Origin of the sequence: Thalassotalea sp. PP2-459 (assembly GCF_001913705.1) — a bacterium.
Classification (GTDB): Bacteria; Pseudomonadota; Gammaproteobacteria; order Enterobacterales; family Alteromonadaceae; genus Thalassotalea_C; species Thalassotalea_C hakodatensis.
Window position 1 is genome coordinate 1 of sequence record NZ_MKQD01000025.1, and the last position, 22,076, is coordinate 22,076.

The 22,076-nt window shown below is 36.4% G+C and carries 24 protein-coding genes; 14 read left to right on the forward strand and 10 right to left on the reverse strand.

Annotated elements, in window-relative coordinates:
• Positions 1 to 110 precede the first annotated feature (110 nt).
• The 3 genes from BI291_RS04520 to BI291_RS04530 all read left to right on the forward strand — a co-directional run bounded on the left by BI291_RS04520 (position 111) and on the right by BI291_RS04530 (position 1,570).
• Positions 111 to 296 (forward strand): hypothetical protein, encoded by a 186-nt coding sequence (locus BI291_RS04520; RefSeq protein WP_074496563.1) that lies wholly within the window; start codon positions 111 to 113, stop codon positions 294 to 296.
• Positions 297 to 429: 133 nt separating this feature from the next.
• Positions 430 to 822 (forward strand): hypothetical protein, encoded by a 393-nt coding sequence (locus BI291_RS04525; RefSeq protein ID WP_074496564.1) that lies wholly within the window; start codon positions 430 to 432, stop codon positions 820 to 822.
• Between the two features lie 163 nt (positions 823 to 985).
• Positions 986 to 1,570, forward strand: coding sequence for a flavin reductase family protein (locus BI291_RS04530; protein ID WP_368482957.1), 585 nt, complete (start codon positions 986 to 988; stop codon positions 1,568 to 1,570).
• Positions 1,571 to 2,145: 575 nt separating this feature from the next.
• Here BI291_RS04530 and BI291_RS04540 read toward each other — a convergent pair.
• A complete protein-coding gene (locus BI291_RS04540; protein WP_074496567.1) occupies positions 2,146 to 4,200 on the reverse strand; it encodes a lipopolysaccharide assembly protein LapB in 2,055 nt (684 codons plus the stop codon).
• A gap of 269 nt (positions 4,201 to 4,469) precedes the next feature.
• Between BI291_RS04540 and BI291_RS18400 the strand changes: the two genes are divergently transcribed.
• The 4 genes from BI291_RS18400 to BI291_RS04560 all read left to right on the forward strand — a co-directional run bounded on the left by BI291_RS18400 (position 4,470) and on the right by BI291_RS04560 (position 7,862).
• Positions 4,470 to 5,807, forward strand: a complete 1,338-nt coding sequence (locus BI291_RS18400; RefSeq protein WP_074496568.1) for a CsgG/HfaB family protein — start codon at positions 4,470 to 4,472, stop codon at positions 5,805 to 5,807.
• A 270-nt stretch (positions 5,808 to 6,077) separates the two neighbouring features.
• Positions 6,078 to 6,461: a hypothetical protein gene (locus BI291_RS04550; RefSeq protein ID WP_139302555.1), complete on the forward strand. Its 384-nt coding sequence runs from the start codon at positions 6,078 to 6,080 to the stop codon at positions 6,459 to 6,461.
• Between the two features lie 85 nt (positions 6,462 to 6,546).
• On the forward strand, positions 6,547 to 7,302 hold the full coding sequence (locus BI291_RS04555; RefSeq protein WP_074496570.1) for a hypothetical protein: 756 nt from the start codon (positions 6,547 to 6,549) through the stop codon (positions 7,300 to 7,302).
• Between the two features lie 140 nt (positions 7,303 to 7,442).
• Positions 7,443 to 7,862, forward strand: a complete 420-nt coding sequence (locus BI291_RS04560; protein WP_074496571.1) for a VF530 family DNA-binding protein — start codon at positions 7,443 to 7,445, stop codon at positions 7,860 to 7,862.
• 38 nt (positions 7,863 to 7,900) lie between these two features.
• Here BI291_RS04560 and BI291_RS04565 read toward each other — a convergent pair whose 3' ends face one another.
• The gene (locus BI291_RS04565; protein WP_074496572.1) at positions 7,901 to 8,872 is read right to left on the reverse strand and encodes a LysR family transcriptional regulator; all 972 of its coding nucleotides are present in this window, start codon (positions 8,870 to 8,872) and stop codon (positions 7,901 to 7,903) included.
• Positions 8,873 to 9,031: 159 nt separating this feature from the next.
• On the opposite strand from BI291_RS04565, the gene BI291_RS04570 reads away from it, so the two are divergent.
• From BI291_RS04570 to BI291_RS04590, 5 genes are all read left to right on the forward strand, one after another.
• A complete protein-coding gene (locus tag BI291_RS04570; protein WP_074496573.1) occupies positions 9,032 to 10,240 on the forward strand; it encodes an MFS transporter in 1,209 nt (402 codons plus the stop codon).
• A 10-nt stretch (positions 10,241 to 10,250) separates the two neighbouring features.
• Positions 10,251 to 10,808 carry a hypothetical protein gene (locus BI291_RS04575; protein WP_074496574.1) on the forward strand — a complete coding sequence of 186 codons (558 nt, stop codon included), beginning with the start codon at positions 10,251 to 10,253 and terminating at the stop codon, positions 10,806 to 10,808.
• A 5-nt stretch (positions 10,809 to 10,813) separates the two neighbouring features.
• Positions 10,814 to 11,212, forward strand: a complete 399-nt coding sequence (locus BI291_RS04580; protein ID WP_074496575.1) for a hypothetical protein — start codon at positions 10,814 to 10,816, stop codon at positions 11,210 to 11,212.
• On the forward strand, positions 11,205 to 11,828 hold the full coding sequence (locus tag BI291_RS04585; protein ID WP_074496576.1) for an SCO family protein: 624 nt from the start codon (positions 11,205 to 11,207) through the stop codon (positions 11,826 to 11,828). The genes BI291_RS04580 and BI291_RS04585 overlap by 8 nt, the downstream gene beginning before the upstream one ends.
• Before the next feature lie 186 nt (positions 11,829 to 12,014).
• Positions 12,015 to 12,314: a DUF6172 family protein gene (locus tag BI291_RS04590; RefSeq protein ID WP_074496577.1), complete on the forward strand. Its 300-nt coding sequence runs from the start codon at positions 12,015 to 12,017 to the stop codon at positions 12,312 to 12,314.
• 76 nt (positions 12,315 to 12,390) lie between these two features.
• On the opposite strand, the gene BI291_RS04595 is transcribed toward BI291_RS04590, so the two are convergent.
• From BI291_RS04595 to BI291_RS04610, 4 genes are all read right to left on the reverse strand, one after another.
• The gene (locus BI291_RS04595) at positions 12,391 to 12,870 is read right to left on the reverse strand and encodes a DUF4440 domain-containing protein (protein WP_074496578.1); all 480 of its coding nucleotides are present in this window, start codon (positions 12,868 to 12,870) and stop codon (positions 12,391 to 12,393) included.
• Positions 12,871 to 12,911: 41 nt separating this feature from the next.
• Positions 12,912 to 14,126, reverse strand: a complete 1,215-nt coding sequence (locus tag BI291_RS04600; protein ID WP_074496579.1) for a DUF418 domain-containing protein — start codon at positions 14,124 to 14,126, stop codon at positions 12,912 to 12,914.
• A 131-nt stretch (positions 14,127 to 14,257) separates the two neighbouring features.
• On the reverse strand, positions 14,258 to 15,418 hold the full coding sequence (locus BI291_RS04605) for an RNA polymerase sigma factor (protein WP_074496580.1): 1,161 nt from the start codon (positions 15,416 to 15,418) through the stop codon (positions 14,258 to 14,260).
• Positions 15,415 to 16,293: an alpha/beta fold hydrolase gene (locus BI291_RS04610; protein WP_074496581.1), complete on the reverse strand. Its 879-nt coding sequence runs from the start codon at positions 16,291 to 16,293 to the stop codon at positions 15,415 to 15,417. The genes BI291_RS04605 and BI291_RS04610 overlap by 4 nt, the downstream gene beginning before the upstream one ends.
• 630 nt (positions 16,294 to 16,923) lie before the next feature.
• Here BI291_RS04610 and BI291_RS04615 point away from each other — a divergent pair.
• Positions 16,924 to 17,394, forward strand: a complete 471-nt coding sequence (locus tag BI291_RS04615; protein ID WP_074496582.1) for a nuclear transport factor 2 family protein — start codon at positions 16,924 to 16,926, stop codon at positions 17,392 to 17,394.
• Between the two features lie 76 nt (positions 17,395 to 17,470).
• Here BI291_RS04615 and BI291_RS04620 read toward each other — a convergent pair whose 3' ends face one another.
• The 4 genes from BI291_RS04620 to BI291_RS04635 all read right to left on the reverse strand — a co-directional run bounded on the left by BI291_RS04620 (position 17,471) and on the right by BI291_RS04635 (position 19,845).
• On the reverse strand, positions 17,471 to 18,547 hold the full coding sequence (locus tag BI291_RS04620) for a tetratricopeptide repeat protein (protein ID WP_139302556.1): 1,077 nt from the start codon (positions 18,545 to 18,547) through the stop codon (positions 17,471 to 17,473).
• 317 nt (positions 18,548 to 18,864) lie between these two features.
• Complete coding sequence (locus tag BI291_RS04625) at positions 18,865 to 19,194, reverse strand: hypothetical protein (RefSeq protein ID WP_074496584.1); 330 nt, start codon at positions 19,192 to 19,194, stop codon at positions 18,865 to 18,867.
• 235 nt (positions 19,195 to 19,429) lie between these two features.
• A complete protein-coding gene (locus BI291_RS04630; RefSeq protein ID WP_074496585.1) occupies positions 19,430 to 19,618 on the reverse strand; it encodes a hypothetical protein in 189 nt (62 codons plus the stop codon).
• Between the two features lie 17 nt (positions 19,619 to 19,635).
• Positions 19,636 to 19,845, reverse strand: coding sequence for a hypothetical protein (locus BI291_RS04635; RefSeq protein WP_074496586.1), 210 nt, complete (start codon positions 19,843 to 19,845; stop codon positions 19,636 to 19,638).
• 1,363 nt (positions 19,846 to 21,208) lie between these two features.
• Here BI291_RS04635 and BI291_RS04640 point away from each other — a divergent pair.
• Complete coding sequence (locus BI291_RS04640; protein WP_074496587.1) at positions 21,209 to 22,024, forward strand: FRG domain-containing protein; 816 nt, start codon at positions 21,209 to 21,211, stop codon at positions 22,022 to 22,024.
• Positions 22,025 to 22,076: the final 52 nt, after the last annotated feature.

Consider the following 22,076-nt stretch of genomic DNA (forward strand, 5'->3'; position numbering starts at 1 on the left):
TCTCCTGAATAACCATTCTCTGCAATCAACGCCGTGCCTCTAAAGCGTTTAATTCTCGCTGAATGACCGAATATTTATGCGAATTGGTATTATTGCAAGGAAAGCAATGTATGAAAACGTATCCTGAAACACTCGTTAAAACTTGGTTGTTTTTAGCACACACATCAGAGCCAAAACTAGCCAATGCAAAAAACCACGCACGTCAGCAGTTAAATGACAAGTTTGGCTCTATTGAGTTAGCTATTATCTATTTAGAACAGTCATTTGATGAAGATATAGAGGTGGTGTTAGTCTAATATAGTCAGAACCTATCAAACGCATTTTTATTTTTACCCATGGTTTAGCCTTAGTATAATTTCAACACAAAAATTTTTTAATTACCGTATTTATACTATATTTAAATAACTATTCATCTTGCGAGATAAGCCCATGTTGTACCGCTTGAGCTTTGGTTATATCAAAAAACTTTCCGAAAATACCGCTGAAGTGATCGTCAATAATAATGTAACGTTTACTTTAGAGATGGTAGAAGAATACGAAACGTTTTTACAGCAACATTATTCAAATAAACTAGGCATCTTAGTCAACAAAATTAATCGCTATACCTATACGCCCGAAGCACAGTTATGCATAGGGTCATTAAGCAATATTGCCGCTTTTGCGATAGTACATTATCACCCTTTCGACGCCAAACAAACGAACATACTGGCCCATGCAAGATCAGTCGATAAGTTAAACATGAAAACATTTGATGGTTATCAGCTAGGAAGAGAGTGCGCACTAAACTGGCTAAAATTAGAACTACAAAATTGTCATTCATAAAACAAAAATATTGAATAACTTGCATCGTGTTAACAAATTTACAAATTATGGTGGTAACACAAAAACTAACTTGTTATAAATCAATGCATTCATCTACAGTTATTTATTCATTATTATGCTTATAAATTTTTCCGATTTCTCTGCTAACCAGCGATACCATTTCATGACACAGACAGTGATCCCAAGACCAATAGCATGGGCACTAACCGCTTCAAATTTAGGCACTACTCGCCAAGTATTAAATCTCGCTCCTTTTTCATATTTTACTGCGATAAGTAGTGAACCGGCGCTTTTAATGATATCTGTTGGCAAAAAACCTCATGGTGAAGTAAAAGATACATTAACGAATATTCTAGAAAATCAAAGAATTGTCATACACATTGCTAGTGAAAGCCAAGCATCACTCGTCACACAAACCGCTGCTACATTAGCGCATGGTGAATCAGAATTAGCAGAAATTGACACGAATTTACTCAACACAACGACCTTTGATCAATTTGACCTTCCTAGACTAGCACAGTGTGATATCGCGTATGGTTGTGAATTATATGAAATTAAAGAAATTGGGAACACACCTCAAAGCTTAATATTTGTCGAGATAAAAACACTTTTTCTCAATGATAACGTGGTCTCCTCAAGCAATGAAAGGATGACAATCCATGCTGAAAAAATAGCACCTTTAGCAAGATTAGGCGCTAATGAGTACTCAGGGATCACCCAACCGTTCAAGAAAAATCGACCTGATTAATCGCTTAACAATCATACTGCATTTATTGACTAAAATGACAAATGGAAAGTAGCACCTTTCACTTTCCATTTGTCTATCTCACTCTATGAATCTGTTATCTATCAAGAGTGTTTATATTCGAACTTGAGAGTTAACATTCATACCAATTCGCATAAAAATTAAGTCAGTTCAGAGCAATGTCAGCGGTGGGAGAATAAACGAAACGTGTGCAGGTATAGTTGTTCTACATCAAACACGTTTTGCGCAATTATCGCGCCTCTAACACGCTCCCAAAGGGCGAGTTTAAACGCTTCATAGCCTGTGTTGTTGATTTTAACAAGGGCGCTACAAGGATGTAGCTTATTAGAGAACGTAGGAGCACATTCTCCTGAATAACCATTCTTTGCAATCAACGCCGTGCCTCTAAAGCGTTTAATTCTCGCTGAATGATCGAATATTTATGCGAATTGGTATTACTCATCAAAATGCAAAATTAGCAAGCATGTTGATAACCTCGTATTTCTTCAAAGATACGTGAGTTCAACAAAACTTAATCTCGAAAGAGCAACAGACCCTAACGTTTTACTCGCAAGTACCTACAACTGGGTTTTAAAAACAAACTGGTTATCATCTGCTTTTAATTCAGGCAATTGCTGATAAATAGGACATTTTTCTATTGCTTTAGATAAATACAATTGTGCCTTATCATCTTTAGATACGTACGCATATAACAATCCCACTCTAACTTTAGTTGATAAATCTAAACTATCACTTCTTGTCGATAAAGGTTCTATGCGCGTTAACAAGTCACTTTCAGATAGTTGCTTCATCCCGTTTTCTTTTGCTATACGTACTGAATAATACAGTTGATACACTTTATCGTTAATCGTTTCATTGCCCCTAGCAAAGTCTCGATCAATAACCGCTAGTGCTTTTTGATAAGCATTAATCGCTTCATTGTGCTGATTATTAGCAACATACATATCAGCAAGCCCTCCCCATATTTGATGAATTCCGGCTTCGCCCGCTAATGCAATAGCTTGTAAGCGTAATTCGATAGCTTTGGGGTATTCACCGGCAAAGTAATGCAACATACTTAGTTGCTCTAATGCTAAGTATGAATCAGGTTTTTTTGATAACGTTTGATGATAATAACCTTTTGCACTTTCAATATTTCCTACGCAATAATTTAGCGTGCCTAAATTTGCTAAAACCACATCGCTTTGATTATATTGAGCAGCTTTTTCATAAGCTAAAATCGCTCGTTCTGTATGACCATCTGTCCATTCAATTAACCCTAATAGCAGATAATACTTCCACATATGTTCATCTTGACGAATAGCCTGTAAAGTTGATTGTCTCGCAGTATCTAACGACTCTTTATCTAGACCCAATTGTCTAAACTGTTCAAATTGTGCATACGCTAATTCATAGTTTAATTCGGCATTTTTATTTGGCAGTGAGAGTAATCTTTGAATAGCTTCTGCTAATCTGCCTGTGCGGCGCATTAGGAATGTTTCTGCAGCAATAGCGTTCGTAGAATTAGGATCAATGTCTATTGCTATTTGGCAATGTTTAGTTGCTTGGGCCAATAAATGCTTTTCATCTCCGCTCCAGCTTTCAAAAATATACGCTTGACATAAACCAGCATGAGCACGAGCAAAGCGTGGATTTATTTGTATAGCATTGAGAAAACGACCTTGTGCCATTTTAATTTTATTTAGATCATAAGATTCATCTAGCCAAGCTATTCCCTCTAGATAAAACATCGATGCGGTACTATCAACAACATTATTTTGTTCTATTGTAGAAGTTTGACCTGTAACACGTGTTTGGATCGGTTCAACGAGCTTTTTTGTCAATAATGTAGGTTCTAAAAACAAAGCCTTACTAATAAAAAAGTGTTGGCTTATTAACACTTTTTGCTGTTCATTTGCTAAAAACGTTTCCACTAAAATATGCCGACCAAACTGACGGCTTTGTAAACTCAATGTAAAATCAACTTGTTTTAGGGCAATTTGTTCGCTAGGAAGTATCGTTTCAGGAGAGCTAATAATAGTGTCAGCAACTATATTAAAGTCATTTTCTAATTGATGACGTAAACTAACAAGTGATGATTCAAGTTCAGGTTTTGCATAAAATGCGATAGCAGGTGTTAATCCTTTTTCTATCATCGAGCGATATTGTTTAGTGAAAGCTGTGTTATCTACAACTTTGTTTTTAGTTTGCGAAATATAATTTTCTATCGAAGGCTTTGTCCCTTGCCACAAAACAATAATCACTAAAAAAACACCAATCACAACTGCAATCCAAAATTGTAGACTGTTGCGATTTTTTATAAATTCAACTGATGAATCGTTTGCTCCATCTGCCAATACCGTACTCGGTGATAAAGAATCTTCTTGTGTTAAATATAAAGTGTAAGCATCAACATTTAACGCAGCGGCAATTCGTTCAATTGATGCCGCAGACACGGCTTTTTCCCTAAAAACACGATTAACCATATCTTTAGGCGCACTTTCGAGTTGCTCAATATTAGCAATATGTTCAGCTAAAGCCGCTTGAGTTTTAAAGCCTGCTGCAAACAGTGCGTGTTCAAGTTTTACACGAGACGCTTTGATCCCTCTTTTACGCTGTACTTTTTCTTTCATTCCGTGAACATTCCTTTGGTATAAACTAAATAAAGCGTTATAGCTATTTAATCACCACTCAGATCTGTTTAATATTAAACCAAAAAGATTCTGTTTTAAATATATAAATTATCGTTAAATAGCGTTAACTGTCGATAAATTCCGTTATCTATCGATGCCTCTTTTTTAACGAAATGCTAACGTTTTGTTCTCAATATAATTAACACTCGATTTATTTATTATCTTTAGATAAATCGCAAGGATTAAAGCTTTTCAATGGAGAAATGAACATGGCGAATAAAAATATCAAAATCCTTACTACCCCTTTCAATTTAAAAAAGCTAATTGTAGTTTGTAGCATCTCTATCACGTTAATAGGCTGTATGTCCACTTCACCTAAAATGGGAGGCTCAAGTGGTAATGTTGTGAGCGGTGGTGCTGCAGGTAGTAACGCAGAAAATGACAATGCAGGATTAGAAAAATGTACCCTACCTTTAGGTACCTTATCGGTCTTTGAAGATACTTCTTTAGCATGGTGGCATGATTATCGACGCAGATACCCAAAACTCGGCAGTACGCTCCCTGTTGTTAGATTAATGATACAACAGTCTAATTGTTTTGTTGTCGTTGAGCGTGGCAAGGCTATGAATGCCATGAACCGAGAACGCCAACTCATGCAATCAGGACAACTTAGGCAAGGCAGTAATCTAGGAGGCGGTCAAATGGTAGCAGCAGATTACACCATAAGTCCTGAAATACAATTTTCAGCACAAGGTACGCAAGGATTAAAAGCCGTTGGCGCATCATTATTAGGATCTTTCGGTTCCATTATTGGCGGCGGTTTAAGCAAAAATGAAGCAGCCACAACACTATTACTTATAGACAATAGATCAGGTGTTCAAGTTTCAGCCGCCGTTGGAAACGCGGGTAATTACGATTTTAGTTTTTTTGGTGGACTGTTTTCAGGTGGTTTTGCAGGAGCAAGTGGGTTTAGTAACTCTCCCGAGGGTAAAATAATCACTGCAGCATTTGCAGATTCATATAACCAAATGGTTAAAGCGCTGCGAAATTATAAAGCACAGCAAGTTAAAGGGGGGCTAGGTAAAGGAGGCATGCTTACCGTTGGCGGTGCTGATGACCCAACACCACAAGCGACAGCAAGCGCAACCATTGTTGAAGTTCAACCCGAGCCAACCGTTGTGACACATCATACCGCCGTACAAACGCATAATGTTGTGCGCGATAGACAATATGATTTTGAAGTTGATGAATACGACGAAGATGCGATGAAAGATTATTATGACGCATTAAAACAAGCATCTGAAGTGGCATCGGGCTTAGCAACTATCTCAAGTGCTGATTCTAATTCACAGCATAGACAGATGGCACTTGGAGCGATGAATATGTTCTCAAGTCGATTAGCGACGAGTAAAATAGAACTTGAATCTTGGCCGATGGGTGCCAAGAAACAAGCTTGGAGAGTGCTCGGAAAGAAAATCAAAAAATATAACAAGCTTTTCGAAATGCACCGTCAAAACGTACTAAACAGTGATTCATTAACTGATAGCTTTGCTAATGTATTAAACTCTATTGAGTTAATCACCGAAGAGTCATTATTTAATCATTAACTCTTAATCTCTCGATAACCAGTAACCTTCACTGGCTACTGGTTACTTTCTCAAACCTTATGGCTTAATCATTTTAAACACATAGATATTTTTCTCAGCTCAACCAACTTCCACTACTGAAATAAATAACATGTAAAGAAAGTTTATTCTTTGCCGATAAGAAATAAACGCATATTCAAATCCATTACTATTGATATGAACACCTTAAACGTTTCATCTTCGCTATCAACTCAGTTGTCATCACTTAGAAGTGTTAGACAAGATAACAGTGTGACAAATATTAATATTGCGGATAGTCATTCTAATAGTATACCAAGCACACGCGTATCTATTTCAGCAGAGGCTCTTGAAAAGTTTGAAAAAGAACAGCAAGAAATCGGCAAAAAATTGGGTGAACAAATCATTGAAAACCAAACTGATAAAACAGAAACCGAACCTCAAGACAGTGAAATTACCCAACTCAATAAACTCATTAAAGAAGTCAAAGAACAAATAAAAGAAGCACAGCGTAAACTCACTGAATTACAGTACGAAAAATCAACACAAGCAGAAGAAACACGCAAGTTACTTGAAACTCAATTAATGACATTAACTGGTACATTAATAGAGTTAATAGACAAAAAAATGAAAGCGATTGAAAAACTATCAGGCTAAAAAGTATAATTTTTGTAAATCGGTTTAAACCTTTTTATCATTTCTCGTTACTTAATTATAAAACATAATAAGTATTAGGACTAAAATGAAACTTCTACAACCAATAACAGCCTTAACTGCCACGGCTATAATTGCCTTCTCAACCTTAGCTAACTGGCACTCTTCTTTAACCTTACAAGACACAAAAACCTTACAACTTGACGCCGATAGCATACAAAAAATTAAAATAGATGTGGGTTCAGGCTCTTTATCAATAACCGGAAGTGACACTAATATCATCAAAGTAGTTGCCCAAATTTATCAAAAAGAGGCTCACGATAATTATCAATTATCATTAACAAATGAAAATGCTTACACGATGTTAACTTCCAAAAATAAAGGTTTTAATGAAAGCACACGAATTGATTTAGCATTGCAATTACCTAGTCGATTCTCAGTAAATATTCAAGATGGTTCAGGCCCAATAACCCTAACAAATGTAAAATCCGCCAACATAAACGATGGCTCTGGCAGTATTGATGTTTCTTATATTGACGGCGATGTAAACATAAGCGATGGCTCTGGAGAAATTACCGTAGAATCAATCCAAGGCTCACTAACGATAAATGATGGTTCTGGCTCTATCACAGCTAAATCGATACAAGGGTTTGTTACCATAGATGATGGTTCAGGCAGTATTGATGTGAAAAATGTCAAACAAGAAGTTTCTATTTCGGATGGTTCAGGCAGTATTAACGTCGATCAAGCCAAAAGCTTTACTTTAGTCGATGACGGTTCAGGCTCTGTCAATATCAAAAATATTGCCGAGAAGGTTAACATGAATGGTAACAACACTTTTTAACAGAGTGTAAGTCGTTAACGTTAATATCGCGTGTATTCACAACAGCTCTTTAAGAAAAATAAAAAAGAGTAACCTTAAAGATATAAATACACGCGCGCTTGAACTATACTTCGCGCAAATTATGCTAGTAAATCATTTTTATGACCAACGAAAATCCCTATTTAACTAACCCACTTCATGGTACAAGTTTAACAACTGTGCTGAATGAAATTGTTGATCATTATGGGTTTCCTTTGCTTTATGCTTACCTCAATATTAATTGTTTCAATAAAAACCCTAGCATTAATGCCAGTGTAAAGTTTTTAAAGAAAACACAATGGGCGAGAGAAAAAGTTGAATCATTCTACCTATATCAATATAAAAATTTACCACGAGCAAGTGATCGAGAATTTGAGAAACCGCCGCGCGAACGCATAATTCCCAACAATGAAACCCCTAAAGAACCGGCTGAATTAAGCTTTGAAGATGCAGAAAACCTGAGATTAAAACGCGCAGAAAAAACCAAGCAAAGAGCAGAAAAGCGCAACACCGGTAAGTTCAATCCATGGGGAAACAGCTAATGGGCCAATGAAAGCTATCTTTCATTGGCATATCAACCTTACTTACCCTCATTAGAAAATGTTATCAACGGGGACCAGTTTTTTGCCCAAGTGTGGTTAGCACTTTCACCTATATCGTCTAAATAATGTGTGAGAAAATCAATAAATACTCTTACCTTAGCGGGTAGGAAATCGCGTTTAGGATAAATAACAAATACGCCACTCTCAGGTTGAGGGGCTCTATAACACGGATAAAGAGAAACAAGACTGCCATTTTGCAACCCTTCTTTTGCGAGAAAATGCGGTAGTTGGGCAAATCCTAAACCATCAACACACATATGAGCCATAGTTTCACCATCATCGGTAATATGGTTTCGTTTCAATGAAAACGGTCTGTATTCTCCTTGGCTATTAGGTAATAAAATAGGTTGTAACTGTTGTGTTTCTTTTATACGAAAGCCTATCCATTGGTGTTGATGAAAATCATCTGAACAACCTGGTGTACCATGATTAGCTAAATATTGTGGGGATGCACAGGTAAGAAAGTCCATCGGGCTCACACATCTTGCAACCAAACGGCTATCTTTAACAAAGCCTGTACGAATCGCTAGGTCAATATTATTTTCGATAATATCCACATGTAAATCATTAATTTCAAGTACTAATTCTATCTCAGTGTATTGCTCACAAAAGGCACTTATAAGCGGCCGAATATACAAGTGTCCGTAACAAACCGCTGCACTAATACATAGTTTACCGCTAGGCGTATCGTTTGAATATTTTAATTCATCTTCACATATTGCTAGCTCTTTAGTCATTTTCCTAACAGTGTGTGCGTACCTTTCTCCTGCTGCGGTAATGCTTAACTTTCTTGTGGAACGCTGAAATAACGTTAACCCGAGTTGCAGTTCTAAGCGATGAACAGCTTTACTAACGGTTGATGGGTCGGTATTACATGCTCTTGCCGCTGCTGCAAAGCTACCATGATCATAAGTTGCTAAAAATATCTCTAAAGACCGTAACTTGTCCATTCACATATTTATCTCAGTGTTTAATCTTCTCATAGTAACAAGAAACGTTCATGAAAAACATTCACTATAGTATGGTTATTCCGTCTATTTTTCTCTGTATTCCAATACATTAATATCTCATTTTTCATCCTGAGTTCAACCCAGAAAGGAATAAAATCGGTGAATACTCATTTAAATAGAACAGAAAAAAATAGCCTTTTCACTTACTTTTTGCTTGCCTTCATTGCTATGGCTGGCCTTGCCTACATTAATTTTTTACCCGGTGTAGTAAACGCATTAGCCGTTAATGTTTCTTATAGCAGTAGTGACGCAGGGCAAATCGTCGCTTCAAACAGCTATGGCGGTATATTTGGGAGTATGATCGCTATTTTTCTAGTACGTCATATCGCATGGCGCAAAGCAACATTTGCCTGTTTAGCTTTATTAGTTCTGATTGATTTAGGCACTTCTCGAATCAATGGATACTCGTTAATGTTGAGCTGGCGCTTAATGGCAGGCGTTATTGGTGGGGTTTGTACTGGTATAGTATTTTCTGTATTAGCGCGTTTACAAAGCCCCGATCGTGCATTTGGCTTTCTGCTATTTATCCAATTCTTAATAGGTGCGCTAGTCATCGGTCTATTACCAACTTTAGAGCCTATACTAGGCACGTATACAGTTTTCTATATTATGGCAAGCATTTCCATGATCAGTCTTCTGTTTGTACTAATAGTCCCTAAATTAACAAAGATAAAAGCAACGGATCTGCAAAATTCAGTCGGCCTTATCTTTAGTAAGTATTCAACGTTATTGTTGCTATCAATATTTCTTTATCAAACAGCGGCAAGTGCTATATATGCCTACAGCGGACTTATCGGCTTACACGCTAACATTAGTCATAACAGTACAAATATTTACATTGCAACAACAGGATTATTAGGGTTACTTGGTGCACTAATGCCGGTAATTTCAGGTAACCGCTTTGGTCGAAGGCCTCCCTTAATTATTGGAATAATTGCATCAATTACAGCTGCCGTCTTGTTAGCAACGCTGAACACTTCATTATCATTTGTGATCGCATTAGCCTTACTGTTTTTTTCATGGCCAGCATTATTAGCATATTTACTTGCCATGACAGCACAGTTTGATAACAGTGGCAGACTTGCCGCAATGTCTGCAGTTGCCTCTTCATTGGGTATCGCAAGCGGGCCTATGCTCGCCTCTATGTTAGTTGAGAAAAATGACTTCAATACCATGCTCTATACCTGTGTATTGTTGTTTGTTATCAGCGGTATATTACTATACAAAACAGCGAGTAAAGCAGATAAGACGTGTAAAAAGGATCCTATTAAGCGCCCAGAAACAAGCCCATTAACGTTAGAACAATAAGGATAGTAAGATGTTTCGATATATATGCAATAAGATGTTGTTGGCGATGAAAAACCGATACAACTATGATGTAAGCTATATGCAAAGCATATTGCACACTGACTTCGCTGCTTTTATTAAGTTTATGTGCTTTCAAACCATGTCATCACATAAAGGCACGCTTGCTAATGAGCTATTATATGCAGCAAGAATTCGCACTATTCTTTGGGATGATTGCGGCTCATGCACTCAGCTAATGGTAAATATGGCTCTTGAAGCTGAAATTCCAACAAGTACGATTGAAGCTATCATAATTAATGACTTAACAAGTCTGTCGGAAGAAACTGCATTAATTGTTCAGTATACTGAGAAGGTATTAACTCATGACCCAACAGCTGATGAATTACGCGAAAAAATAATAATGCTATTGGGAAATAAAGCTCTTATAGCGATAGCCTATGCTATTAGTTCAACTCGTGTTTACCCCACATTAAAATACTCTCTAGGTTACGGAAAAGCATGCCAACAAATAAAAATAAACAGTAAATCTCTCATACCTAATTCAACTTTACAGACAATAGAGGAGTAAACTAGATGAAAATATCAATAATGTTTACTGCTATTTTGCTTGGGTTATTTGCCTTCGTTAATGGCGTTTTAATGACATTTAGTCCAGACACTTGGTATTGGTTAGTGCCTGGTGTACCTGATCGTGGACCATTTAACCAACACTTCATTAGAGATATTGGCATCATCTACCTATTAATTGGCATTGCCTTTATTTACGGAGCACTTTTAAAAAAACATAGCGTTGATCTATGGGTTGTTCCCACGCTTTGGCTCACTGGTCACGCAATATTTCATATCTGGGAAGTCTATGCAGGTATTTGTAATCCAGAAGCGCTAATTGATGACTTTGCTGGTGTTATTTTCCCCGCAATGATTGCCATTGGATTAATTTACTTAACGCATAGAACGTCTAAAAATGCGTAAATGGGCATTCTTTCTTTGTTGCCTCTTTGGCATAACTGTAAGCATAATAATTGCTTCAAATTTCTCTTTAAATAAACATAGACATTATGTTAAAAAATCAACAATTGAATGGCTAGATAACCCACGACCAATAAATACCTTTACCTTAATGTCTGACTTAGGGAAGTTCAATAACCACTCATTGGATAGACATTGGACCATAGTGTTATTTGGTTATAGTAAATGTGCAGATATATGCCCGACAAGTTTATTTCAAATGTCGTTACTTGCGCAGCAGCTTTCCGAACAAGAAGTAGCTCACCCAATAAACTTTGTTTTCGTTTCAGTAGATCATGAGCGAGTTAGTATTAAGAACTTAGGCTATTTTGTTAAATATTTTAATCCTAACTTTGTTGGTGTTTCAGGCAGTAAACGCCAATTAACGGCATTAACTGACAGTCTGGGTATACAGTTCAACGTGTCAAAAACTGGGCAAAATTATACCGTAGCCCACTCAATATTGCTTTCAATCATTGGGCCTAAGGGAGAGCTCAGAGGAAGGTTTTCGCCAGGATTCTCTGCAGCAAACATTGCCGATGAGCTGCTACAAAAAATGGCAATATCAGCCGTGCTATAAATGGTCGTTAAGTGCCCTCAAGGCACAAACAAATGAAGCACATTATTTTATGCGATAGAAGTAACTACTTTTTTTTAAACGGATTAAAAGAAATATTTGCAGCTAACTGAAAGCTCCTTAGTATGTTAGAATACCCCCTTGTTAAGAGGTTCCATCACCCCTTTAATTATAGCTTTAAGGTTACACATGAAAAAAACGTTTTCTTTAGAACATGAAAAAATCAAAACACCACGTCTTGTAGACGCAATAAAATTTGAAGTAAAAAAATATTTAAAACGAGAAAGAAATAAACAGCTTCCTACTGATGCTGATTACTGGGATTTTGATTGTAAATATGGAACAACAGAAGCCACTGCCGATATGATTCATGTGTCTCAATTGAACAAATCAATTGATCATGCTGCTGATCATAATTTGAAAACCTTTTATATTGAGATTCTTGCGAAACCGGGTTATAGAACAGCGAAAAGTAGTGGCGAAGAATAACCACTACTTAAAGAAAGGTGAAACATTGACACTGTTTTCGGTTGATAAGTCGCCAAAGTATTGTCAATGTATTAATTTACTGTTTTAACGTCTCATCATCAATGTTATTCCACATATCAAGATGCATGCGCCAAATACCATCAACTTTACGCCAAACGATAACATAAGCTCCACCAAACTCAACTTCCCTGCCATCTTCGTGCATTGACATCCCAGAATAATAGCCAATATCACTGGCCATATTGCCTTCAATGATTAATTCTGTTGATGTTGTTTTATGCCACTTTATTTGCCATTTACTATTCGGGTTTTTAGTCCAAAAATGGCGTATAGCATCAATGTTACTTTCAATGTTGTCATTAACATCAACAATCTTAGCTTCAGTACTATAAAAAGCCATAATCGTTTCAATATCGCCATCAACATATGCTTGAGAGAATGCTTTTGCTTGAGCGATTATCGCCTCTCGATCAGAGGCCTTATCATCAGCCAACGTTATAACGCTGATCAATAATAAAAGTAACATGCTCAACCCTGTTAGTAGGTTTTTCATCATATACCTGCTTTTAAAAGTGTGCTTGGTGACCTATTAAATAGCTATTTTTTCAATGGCTGTAGCGAATTATAGGTTAATGAACGCATAACCCATTCAAATGGTCCAAAGCGATAATGTTTCAACCAATATGTTGAGAAAACCAATTGAAATAGCCAAATAGCCAATACAACCGCGAACTGTTCAATTCGTTCAAGTGAACCATACAGACCAAACCCCCAACCATAGAAAATAATGCAACAAATAATGGTATGTGACAAATAGTTAGTTAATGCCATTCTGCCTACATTAGTAATCGCACTTTGCAGCAGAGGTAGTATATTCAAACGAGAAAATACAAGTAAGAAGCACATATAAGAAAATGCCATTAAAATGCTGCCCCAATAATTATATTGAATACCGAGGAACATCAATTCAAATTTCCAATTTAATGCGAAATTTTGTTCAAGTTCTACAATGATCGCTATTGTTGAAATAATAAAACTTATCCCACCAGCAATTAATAATGACTTATTGGAAAAACGTTGACCAAAAAAATTCATTTTATAAAGCGCCATACCAACAAACATGAGCCCCAAAATACGAGGAATATAAAAAATGATGTTTGTTTGCATTTTTGACGCCATCATATGACGTGAGTCCATTTGACCTAGCCACGAAGCACGATTGTTTGATAAATCTTGCTGAATATATTCAGCCGTAGGCATCCACAACGATTGCATTGCTTCAACTTCTGCTTGTTCCCAATGCGGCAGAGAGATACCCGCCAACCACATCAGTAATGAGCTTAAACCGATGAACACAAGCCCAAGAATGATCAGCGTTCTCGCTTTTAGATTTCGCCCTAAATAAGCAAACGACCCTGCAATGGCATAGGGAAATAAAATATCGCCAAACCATAGCAAATAAGCATGGGCAATACCTACCACGGCTAAAATGAACATTCTTTTATAGTGCATCTTGCTCGCGTTTCCACCTTTTTTCACTATATGATCAGCCATGAGTACTATACTACAGCCAAATAATAACGAGAATATCGTCATGAATTTTTGGTTAGCAAAAACATGTGAAACATAGTAAACATAATAGTTAACACCTGTAAGATCGCCATATGCTGTAGGGTTACTATACGCTGAAAAAGCCATCGAAAATGCTTGAATATTCATGATCAAAATACCCAATAAAGCAACACCACGAATAAGATCAATAGCAATCAAGCGATCGCTAGTCTGTACAGGGTGATGAGATTGAAACTCCATGTAGTCCTCTTATTTTTATTTACATCTATATCAAAAGACATAATAATGAAATATAAGAAAAATTTCTGATATTTCTTGTTCTTTTTTTGAAATAAAATGTAAAAAATTGTCAAATACTGGCTGATTAAGAATTAAAAAAAATATTGAAAACGACCACTGTTATATAGGCCATATAATAAGCCTAATGTTCCCCCGCCTAAGCCAAGCACCCAACCTAACTTATTACCCCATTGACTCAACTTCAGCAAGGTTGCACTTTTTTTGCTATTGAGAGCTTGTTGACACAAATTAGCATGTGTTATTTTATTAGCGGCAGTTATATTTATGTATAGGCCAAATAAGAAAACAATATAGGTTACTACTGGCATTACCCAACCTTGAGTAAAACTGTAACTTAGCGCAAAGAATAAACAGGTAATGGCGATTACCGCATTACTTTTATGCTTTATTTGATTAAGCTTTTGTACATCCTCTTCATTTTCAATATGCTTTTTCATATAGTTCATCATTAGTGTGTTGGTAAGAACAGCAATAATGCCGCCTAAAGCTGCGCCACCCAAGCTAAGTAAAAACTTACTAAACCAATGACTTTGCTTAGTTGCAACAGCCATGGTGAAAGTGCTAGCAGCAACTGGTGCTGAAGCGGTTGCGGCAAGAGCAAACATAGACACTAAACCTATGGGCGCAGTAGCGAAAATAACCTCACCATATTTTGCAAGAACATCAGACTTAAATTGCAGTCGAACGCGTTGCAAACGTTTACGAACTGTTGATTCAGTGAGCCCTAACAGCTTAGCTACCGCTTTACTGTTATGTTCCTCACGGTAGTAAAGTAAAACTATTTCACGGCTTTCATCCGGCAGTTGATCAAGTAAATGACAAATAAGGTCACTTTGCTGCTGTTTGATGAGTACGGTATCCATTTGGTGTTGCTCATCACAAACCTTGTCTAACAAAATGTCTAAGCCATCTTCATCTGGATGTACCTGACGATTAATTTTGTTATCTCTGACAAAATTAATCGCGGTATAGCGTGTAATTTGGCGGATCCACGGCAGTACACTATCATTATTTTTTAATTGGTTAATTTGCTGCCATACTTTAATAAACACCAATTGGCTAACATCGTGGCTGTCTTGTATATTTTTAGTTATATTCAAAGCGATAGCTGAAACAGTATTGGCAATCTTACTTACTAAAGATTGAAAAGCAGCTTTGTCTCCACGTTTAGCCCGGTCAACATAATAGTTTAGCTCGTTCGTTAGATCTGAATGGTAACTTTTAGCACTCATTTCCATGCCTCAACTTGCTTGATTATCGTTTGCACTAACCATTTCGGCTCATCCCACATTAAAAAATGACTCCCGTTATTATTCATAATAAGCGTGGCTTGAGAAGCCAGTGACAATTGCGCAGCATATAGCTTTTTTATCGATATTTGCTGTGCCTTTTCGGTAAAGCCGCCTGCAGCACCTATTAATAATACCGGTGCTTGAAGTTTATCAAGTTTTTTGCGCAAATCAGTAGTCATCACAGAATAAATAGCACTACCTGCTGTGATAGGATCTGACTCCCCTGCCATATCAATTATATGCTGATATTTACGCTTTAACTTCGTTTGAATACTGATGCCTTGCTTTGTCATGCTCTTAATTTGTGCTGGCGTTGCACGTTGGTACATGCCTTTTGCTGAAGTCGCTTGATACGAAAGATCTTCAACTGTTGTTTCATTACTTCTTGTAAACACTGGACCAATAAATGGCAAGCCATCGACGGAAATAGCACCACCAAGCTCTATATCTTTAACTAACGCTAGTTGGAATGACATTAATCCTCCCATACTATGGCCAATCATAATAGGTTTTTGTAGCTTATTGTTAGTGATGTATCCCTTTATTTCTTGGATAGCCTGCGGATAAATAGCATCTGCTTTACTACAGGCTTTATTTTTACCAAAGCCTGCTATCGCTAATTGATGTACTTGGTATTGCTTTGAAAGAGCCTGAGTAATCTCTTGCCAAACTGTTTCATCACTAACAAAGCCAGGCAACAATAATATCGGCTGACCAGTACCTGATATTTTAGAGACAATGCACGTGCCTGCATTCGCATTCGATGCTGATACGCTAAGTAACAAGGTAAGTAAAAATAATAAAATAGGTTTCATGGGTTTTCTCTTTATTGATTAAGTTACTTACAAAGTCACGGTGAAATGAAAAAGTGTGACAAATTTTTTATGATTATTTTTTAATTAAGGGAGATTTGAAGGTTCAGCGTTTATTGAGACAGTAAAGTAGATAATCAACCTCAGTTGTTGCAGTTAAAGCGCATACAAAGTGAAGTAGCATGTGGCTATGGGTTAATGGGGTCAGGGTTAATGGGGTCAGGTACATTTAACTTGTGATCCCACTTTACTTTTTTCAGATATTAAAAATATGATAAGAAACTTAAGTCCAAATTAACAATGTAACTCTTACTGATAGTACTAGAAGTAAGCCCTTCAAATAGCTTTTATCAAAAACATCTGGAATTTAAAAACACTATAAATATTGATCAGGCATTAAAAAGTTAAGATAAGACTCACTAACAATTTTTTTTAATATACTTTCTTAAGTATTAATTAACCAGACTCCAATAGCTTGACCTGCGCTGGAATTAAATTGTACCTGACCCTATTAACCTTTTTTTCGCACTTAAGCGTATCCCTAAATACTTTAATACAAATAAATGCTTGAATAATCATTAAGAACTAGCGTAATTTACCGTTTGAATTATCAAATAACTTTTTAAGGATTTTATGACTAATAAACAGAGAGTAGCCTCAACATTACTGACAGACGCTGAAAAACAAGAAATAATGAATACAACTTCCAGTGTCGTAACTAAAATTTTTGAAGCCTCTAACAATAGACAATATTTAAAGGGACTAGACTATTACTCAAATACGAGTGATGCGTTTTTTATAAGTGGTGGTTCGATAAAATCACTCGATGAACTGAAAGCGTCCTACGAAATAGCAGGAGCTGCCGTAGAAGATCTTCACAATGATATACTTGACTGGAACGTTAACGTGTTGAGTGCTGATTTGGTTTCTTTTACATTACTTGTAAAGCTGCGATTGAAATTAAAAGGTATTAAAGAATATACCGGACAAATTTTTTGGTCAGCTGTTTTAAAGAAAACTGATAATCAATGGCTTGTTGTACAAAGTCACGAATCATGGCTAAATGCCGGAGAAATGTCACAAGCATTAACGATTAAAGAATAAGTTTTTCAGCGTTAAAATTTACCCAGAAGTCGAATACCATCAAAATAAAACAGCTAGTTTTTAGTATTAAAATAGTTTAATAAATAGTAAAACTAGCACCTGTTTCTTTTAACGCTTGGTAAAAGTCTTCAATCTGACATTGCTCTTCTAATTGACAGATCACACGATATTTTTCAACCGCTGGTTGATAACCCTGCTTTGCAGCTTCAAATAACCAATACACTGCTGTTTCAACATCCTTATGGCCTTCAATGCCTGTTAAATAAAGCTCCGCCAAATGTGTTTGTCCTGGTGCGTAGCCTAAGTCGGCAGACTGTTTTAACAACTCAAAAGCTTTATCGAACCTATCTTCTATATGCGTTGATTTCAAAAAAGCCATCGCTTGCGTGTTTTGCCGCTTTCCGGGTACGTAACGCCACTCTTTTTCGACTATTTCAGGCTCAGTAACAACGTTACCATCAATCATATACGCCGATCTATTTCGGCCAATGTAATTAAGCTCAGGTCTAATGACGCGATAAATAAAGCCTTGCTGGAATAACTGATTTAATTGCGAGTAAGAAAAGTGATGCCATTCTTTCTCGAAATAATCGTCACTTACCGTATGCCCTAAATTAACACCGTTGCTTAGCGTAGATTTTAGCGGGTAATAATAGTTTCCATAAACAAGAGAAACCGTTCCTCCGGTAATATCAACAATTTTTGCGACACGATACTTTTGATGAGGGCGAAAATCACCGACGGAATTTTGGTAGTCTAAATAATAAAAGTCATTCACTTTTGGTACATCTATATGCGTTTGACTTTGGCGGACATGTAACTGTTCGTCAGAAAAGTAGAAGCTTAGAAATAAAACGATTAAGAAACTGCCGCTAAAGGTACTTAATAACCGCAGCTTATTAAACAACGCTAAAGCAAAATTTGAAAAAATTAACGATAAATCTGTTGAGTTACGAGGGATATCAACAATACTTTGGCATTGTAAACAATGAACCTGGGTATTTCGCTTAATTGGCACTATGGGTAAATATTCAAGGAAATAGTAGCCGTAAGTAATTATCGAGTTAACACTATGTGTTTGACCACCACAGTTAGAACAGTGCAATTTATCTGTCGTTCCTAAGCATAAAGTCGATTCTCGGTAATCCATCATTTAATCCGTTATTATTATTCGCTGTTATTTTATAGCATTCGTTTATAAATCAAACAAGTACATATACTAATTTTTTCGTAGTTTCGATTAAAAACTAAATACATAAAGTCTATTTCGTTAAAAATACAGGTGAATGCGTTAAGACGTTACTAGAAAATAAGATTACTTCTCTTGAAATAAACTTATGTTGGAAGCTATCAATATCGCGATAATGGCCGCAGCATGCCAGCAGGGATAACAACCTTTCCCACTGACAACTCGGGTAGTGTTGAACTTAATTAGCGCTTGATATTTGAACTATTCATTTCAAAGATAAGCTATTTTATCACTTTCGCACGTGCAAGTTTAAAGGTACAAAATGCTAATATAAAAGCAATGATCCCTCGTGGAGCGGGATTTGTAAAATCTAACGCATTGGCAATTTTATAAGGAATGGCTAAGTCGATCATTAACCACCGGCTATATGTTGTTGTCGCAGCATCTAGCATAGTTGGTGCATTAGGAAAACTATACTCTCCCACAAAAAACCAACAAAGAGCTTGTACGCTCAAAAACACGACTGCAGTTAACAAAAGCGCATGAGGTAAGGATAACCTTGGTTTGCACATCACTTCCATTGCTTCACGTTGATCAATTGCTTTGTTCATCTTCTTGTACATCCATTATTTTAGGTACCTGTTTAGCCTAGCAATTTTGATCAAACAAACCATTGATGTCAAAGAATAAATGGGGTCAGGTTCAATTTAGGTTTAAGTTGTACCTGACCCCATTAACGTAAGTTGTACCTGACCCCATTAACGATTTGAACAAGTGAAAACATTGCTGCTGACGATTAAACACCAACTTTATAATGAGAATAAGCTAAAACTCTTTTTAGGAGCCTTAACTTTTAGACGTTAAAATATGATAAGAAATTTTAGTCCAAATTATCAAGGCAACACCTGCTAATAGTACTAAAAGTAAGCCTTTTAAGTTACTCTTATCAAAAACAGTTGGAATAGCATAAATACTATAAAGAATGATTAAACTATAAAAAGTCAGGATAACACTTAGTGCTAATACTTTTTTCATATCCTTCTCCTAAAGTATCAATTAAACAACCAGTCTCCAATAGCTTGCCCCGCGTAATAAGAACCCACGACAGCTACGGTTACAACACCTAAACCTGAAGCAGTATAAGCAGCACCCGCCAATATACCACCACCAATAGTTAATGCATCACCAAGATAATTGATAACATCAATTTTATTCATTCCGCCGTTAACTCGCTTAACTTCCTTATTTGTTAACTCTTTCATAACTTATCCTTTTTGATTAATTTTCATATATTGAAATATAGTTATCCATTTAACAGGGCTATACTTCATCGAAAATTTAGCAGACATTTACTGTATGAACTTTTAATAAAAGAGGAGCTTTAGAGAACCCTATGTAACCACTTGATTTTAAACAACTTTAAAAGGTTGTATAAATGTAGTAAATATATTGTGTGGTAGCTCCTTTGAGCTTACTACTATTAAAAGCAAAAAGTGGGTATAAAACTTAGAACATTTGGTTTTTCATATGAAGGAGGTTTACAAAATAAGTTGAAATCATTGTCATCCATAGCTCAGCTTAACTGCTCTTTTCTCAAATTATCAACTCACTTCCTGAGTCGGGAAATGGTAAAGACCGCGCTGCTCGTTTCTATAACAAATAAAAGCAATTACACAAAAGTAAACACGAAATGAGAACAAAGCACTTATCTGCTTTGAAAAATGCTGAATGAATAATCAATATCAGCTATTGCTAGCAGAATACCAGCAAAGCTAAGTAGCATAGGATTATGATTTTAGAAAAGCATTTGCAAGCAGCGCAAGAGTTTTCAAAGAGGGTTTGCGTGAACCCTCTTTGGGTGCCGTCGAGCACCCTCGACAATATAAGTAGAGGAAAACCATTAAACTAAAAAGTATTTTTCCTGCTAAATACTTTCAATATTGGCACTCTACCCTAATCATATTGCGGCGGTGGCCGCAGCACGTTAGAGGGAAATAACACCGTTTCCCTCTAACAACTCCCTCGGTGCCCAACTCAGCGAAAACATCAAATAGTATTTAGCCGATTGACCATTCCTGACGATGATACATCCATGTATCACGTCAGTTATCAGCATCCAAGCTGATAATGATTAAATCGTTCATCTAAATACTATTTGAATCGCTTCGATGGGAAATGGTGTTGAAATCAAGGCTCGTTTCTTATTCGTATCCCATTTTGGGATACAGCGAAATTAATCATCACACTAGAGCGAAGCATTATTCTGCTTTGAAAAATGCTGAATGAAAAAATCAATATCAGCTATTGCTGGCAGGACGCCATCAAAGTGAAGTAGCATATGGATGTGCTATCTGAACGTTAACTCGAATATTGATGATGAATGAAGAATTACATTTTTCAGCAGCTCCGAGGGTGTCCAGAGGGAGGCCGGAGGCAGTCTCCCTTTGGGCGTAGTGGCCGCTGCTACAATATATTAAAATTTTAAAGCAATACTAGAAAGTATTTAACAAGAACAAATCAAACGACCTGACACCATTGATTTCATTAATTAACATAAATAAAAAGTTTACAAGACAATTAATTAATGCTTTGATTTAACTAAAGGTTTTATGTAGCTCTCATAAGATGAAATTTATATTAAACAAAACACAAAATATTTTTCACAATAAGGAAAAAGTTAAGTCTCTTTCAGAATTTGTTGAAGCTATAGACAAAGCAGAAGATCTGATCGACGACGATGGTATTACAGACGTTTGGTTTAGAGGAAATAGCCAAATATCTTATAAACTAGTCCCTAATCAATTTAGAACCCCCTGCAAATACAGCCCAGAAGATGAATCTTCGTCCCTAACACAATTCATTCATAAAGCAAAAGCGTTTATAAATGGTGGGCGTGAACATAGTTCCATGTGGGATTGGATTATTGCGGCTCAGCACTATGGTATGTCAACAAGGCTTCTAGATTGGAGTGAAGGAGCTTTAATTGCCTTATTTTTTAGTATTGAAAATAAAGAGTCTAGAAGCCCTTGTGTTTGGGTTTTAAACCCTTTCAAATTAAACGAACTATCAACAGGAAAAGAGTTAATTTATTATACAGACAAGATCACAAGAGATGGTGATGACAAGCAAATTTTGGCAAAATATAAACTAGGTTCCAAATTCCTTCCTAAACATCCAATAGCAATATTTCCACCATACATAGATGCACGTTTAAAAAGTCAGAAAGGGTGTTTTACAATTCATGGAAAAAACAAACTTGCTATTCATGAATTAAATAAAACTTCAAAAGTACCTTTTTTAGTTAGAATTGACATAAACCCTAACTCTATAAAAAGAATTCGTTGGCAACTCAGTGTAATAGGCATTAATACTTCCGATATCTATCCAGATTTACCTGGGTTAGCTCAACAACAAATGTGGAAGAAAAGCGTATTTGAATAACAAAAAACCCGCCAAATGGCGGGTTTTTCAAATCTTCAAAAAGAAGGCTAGC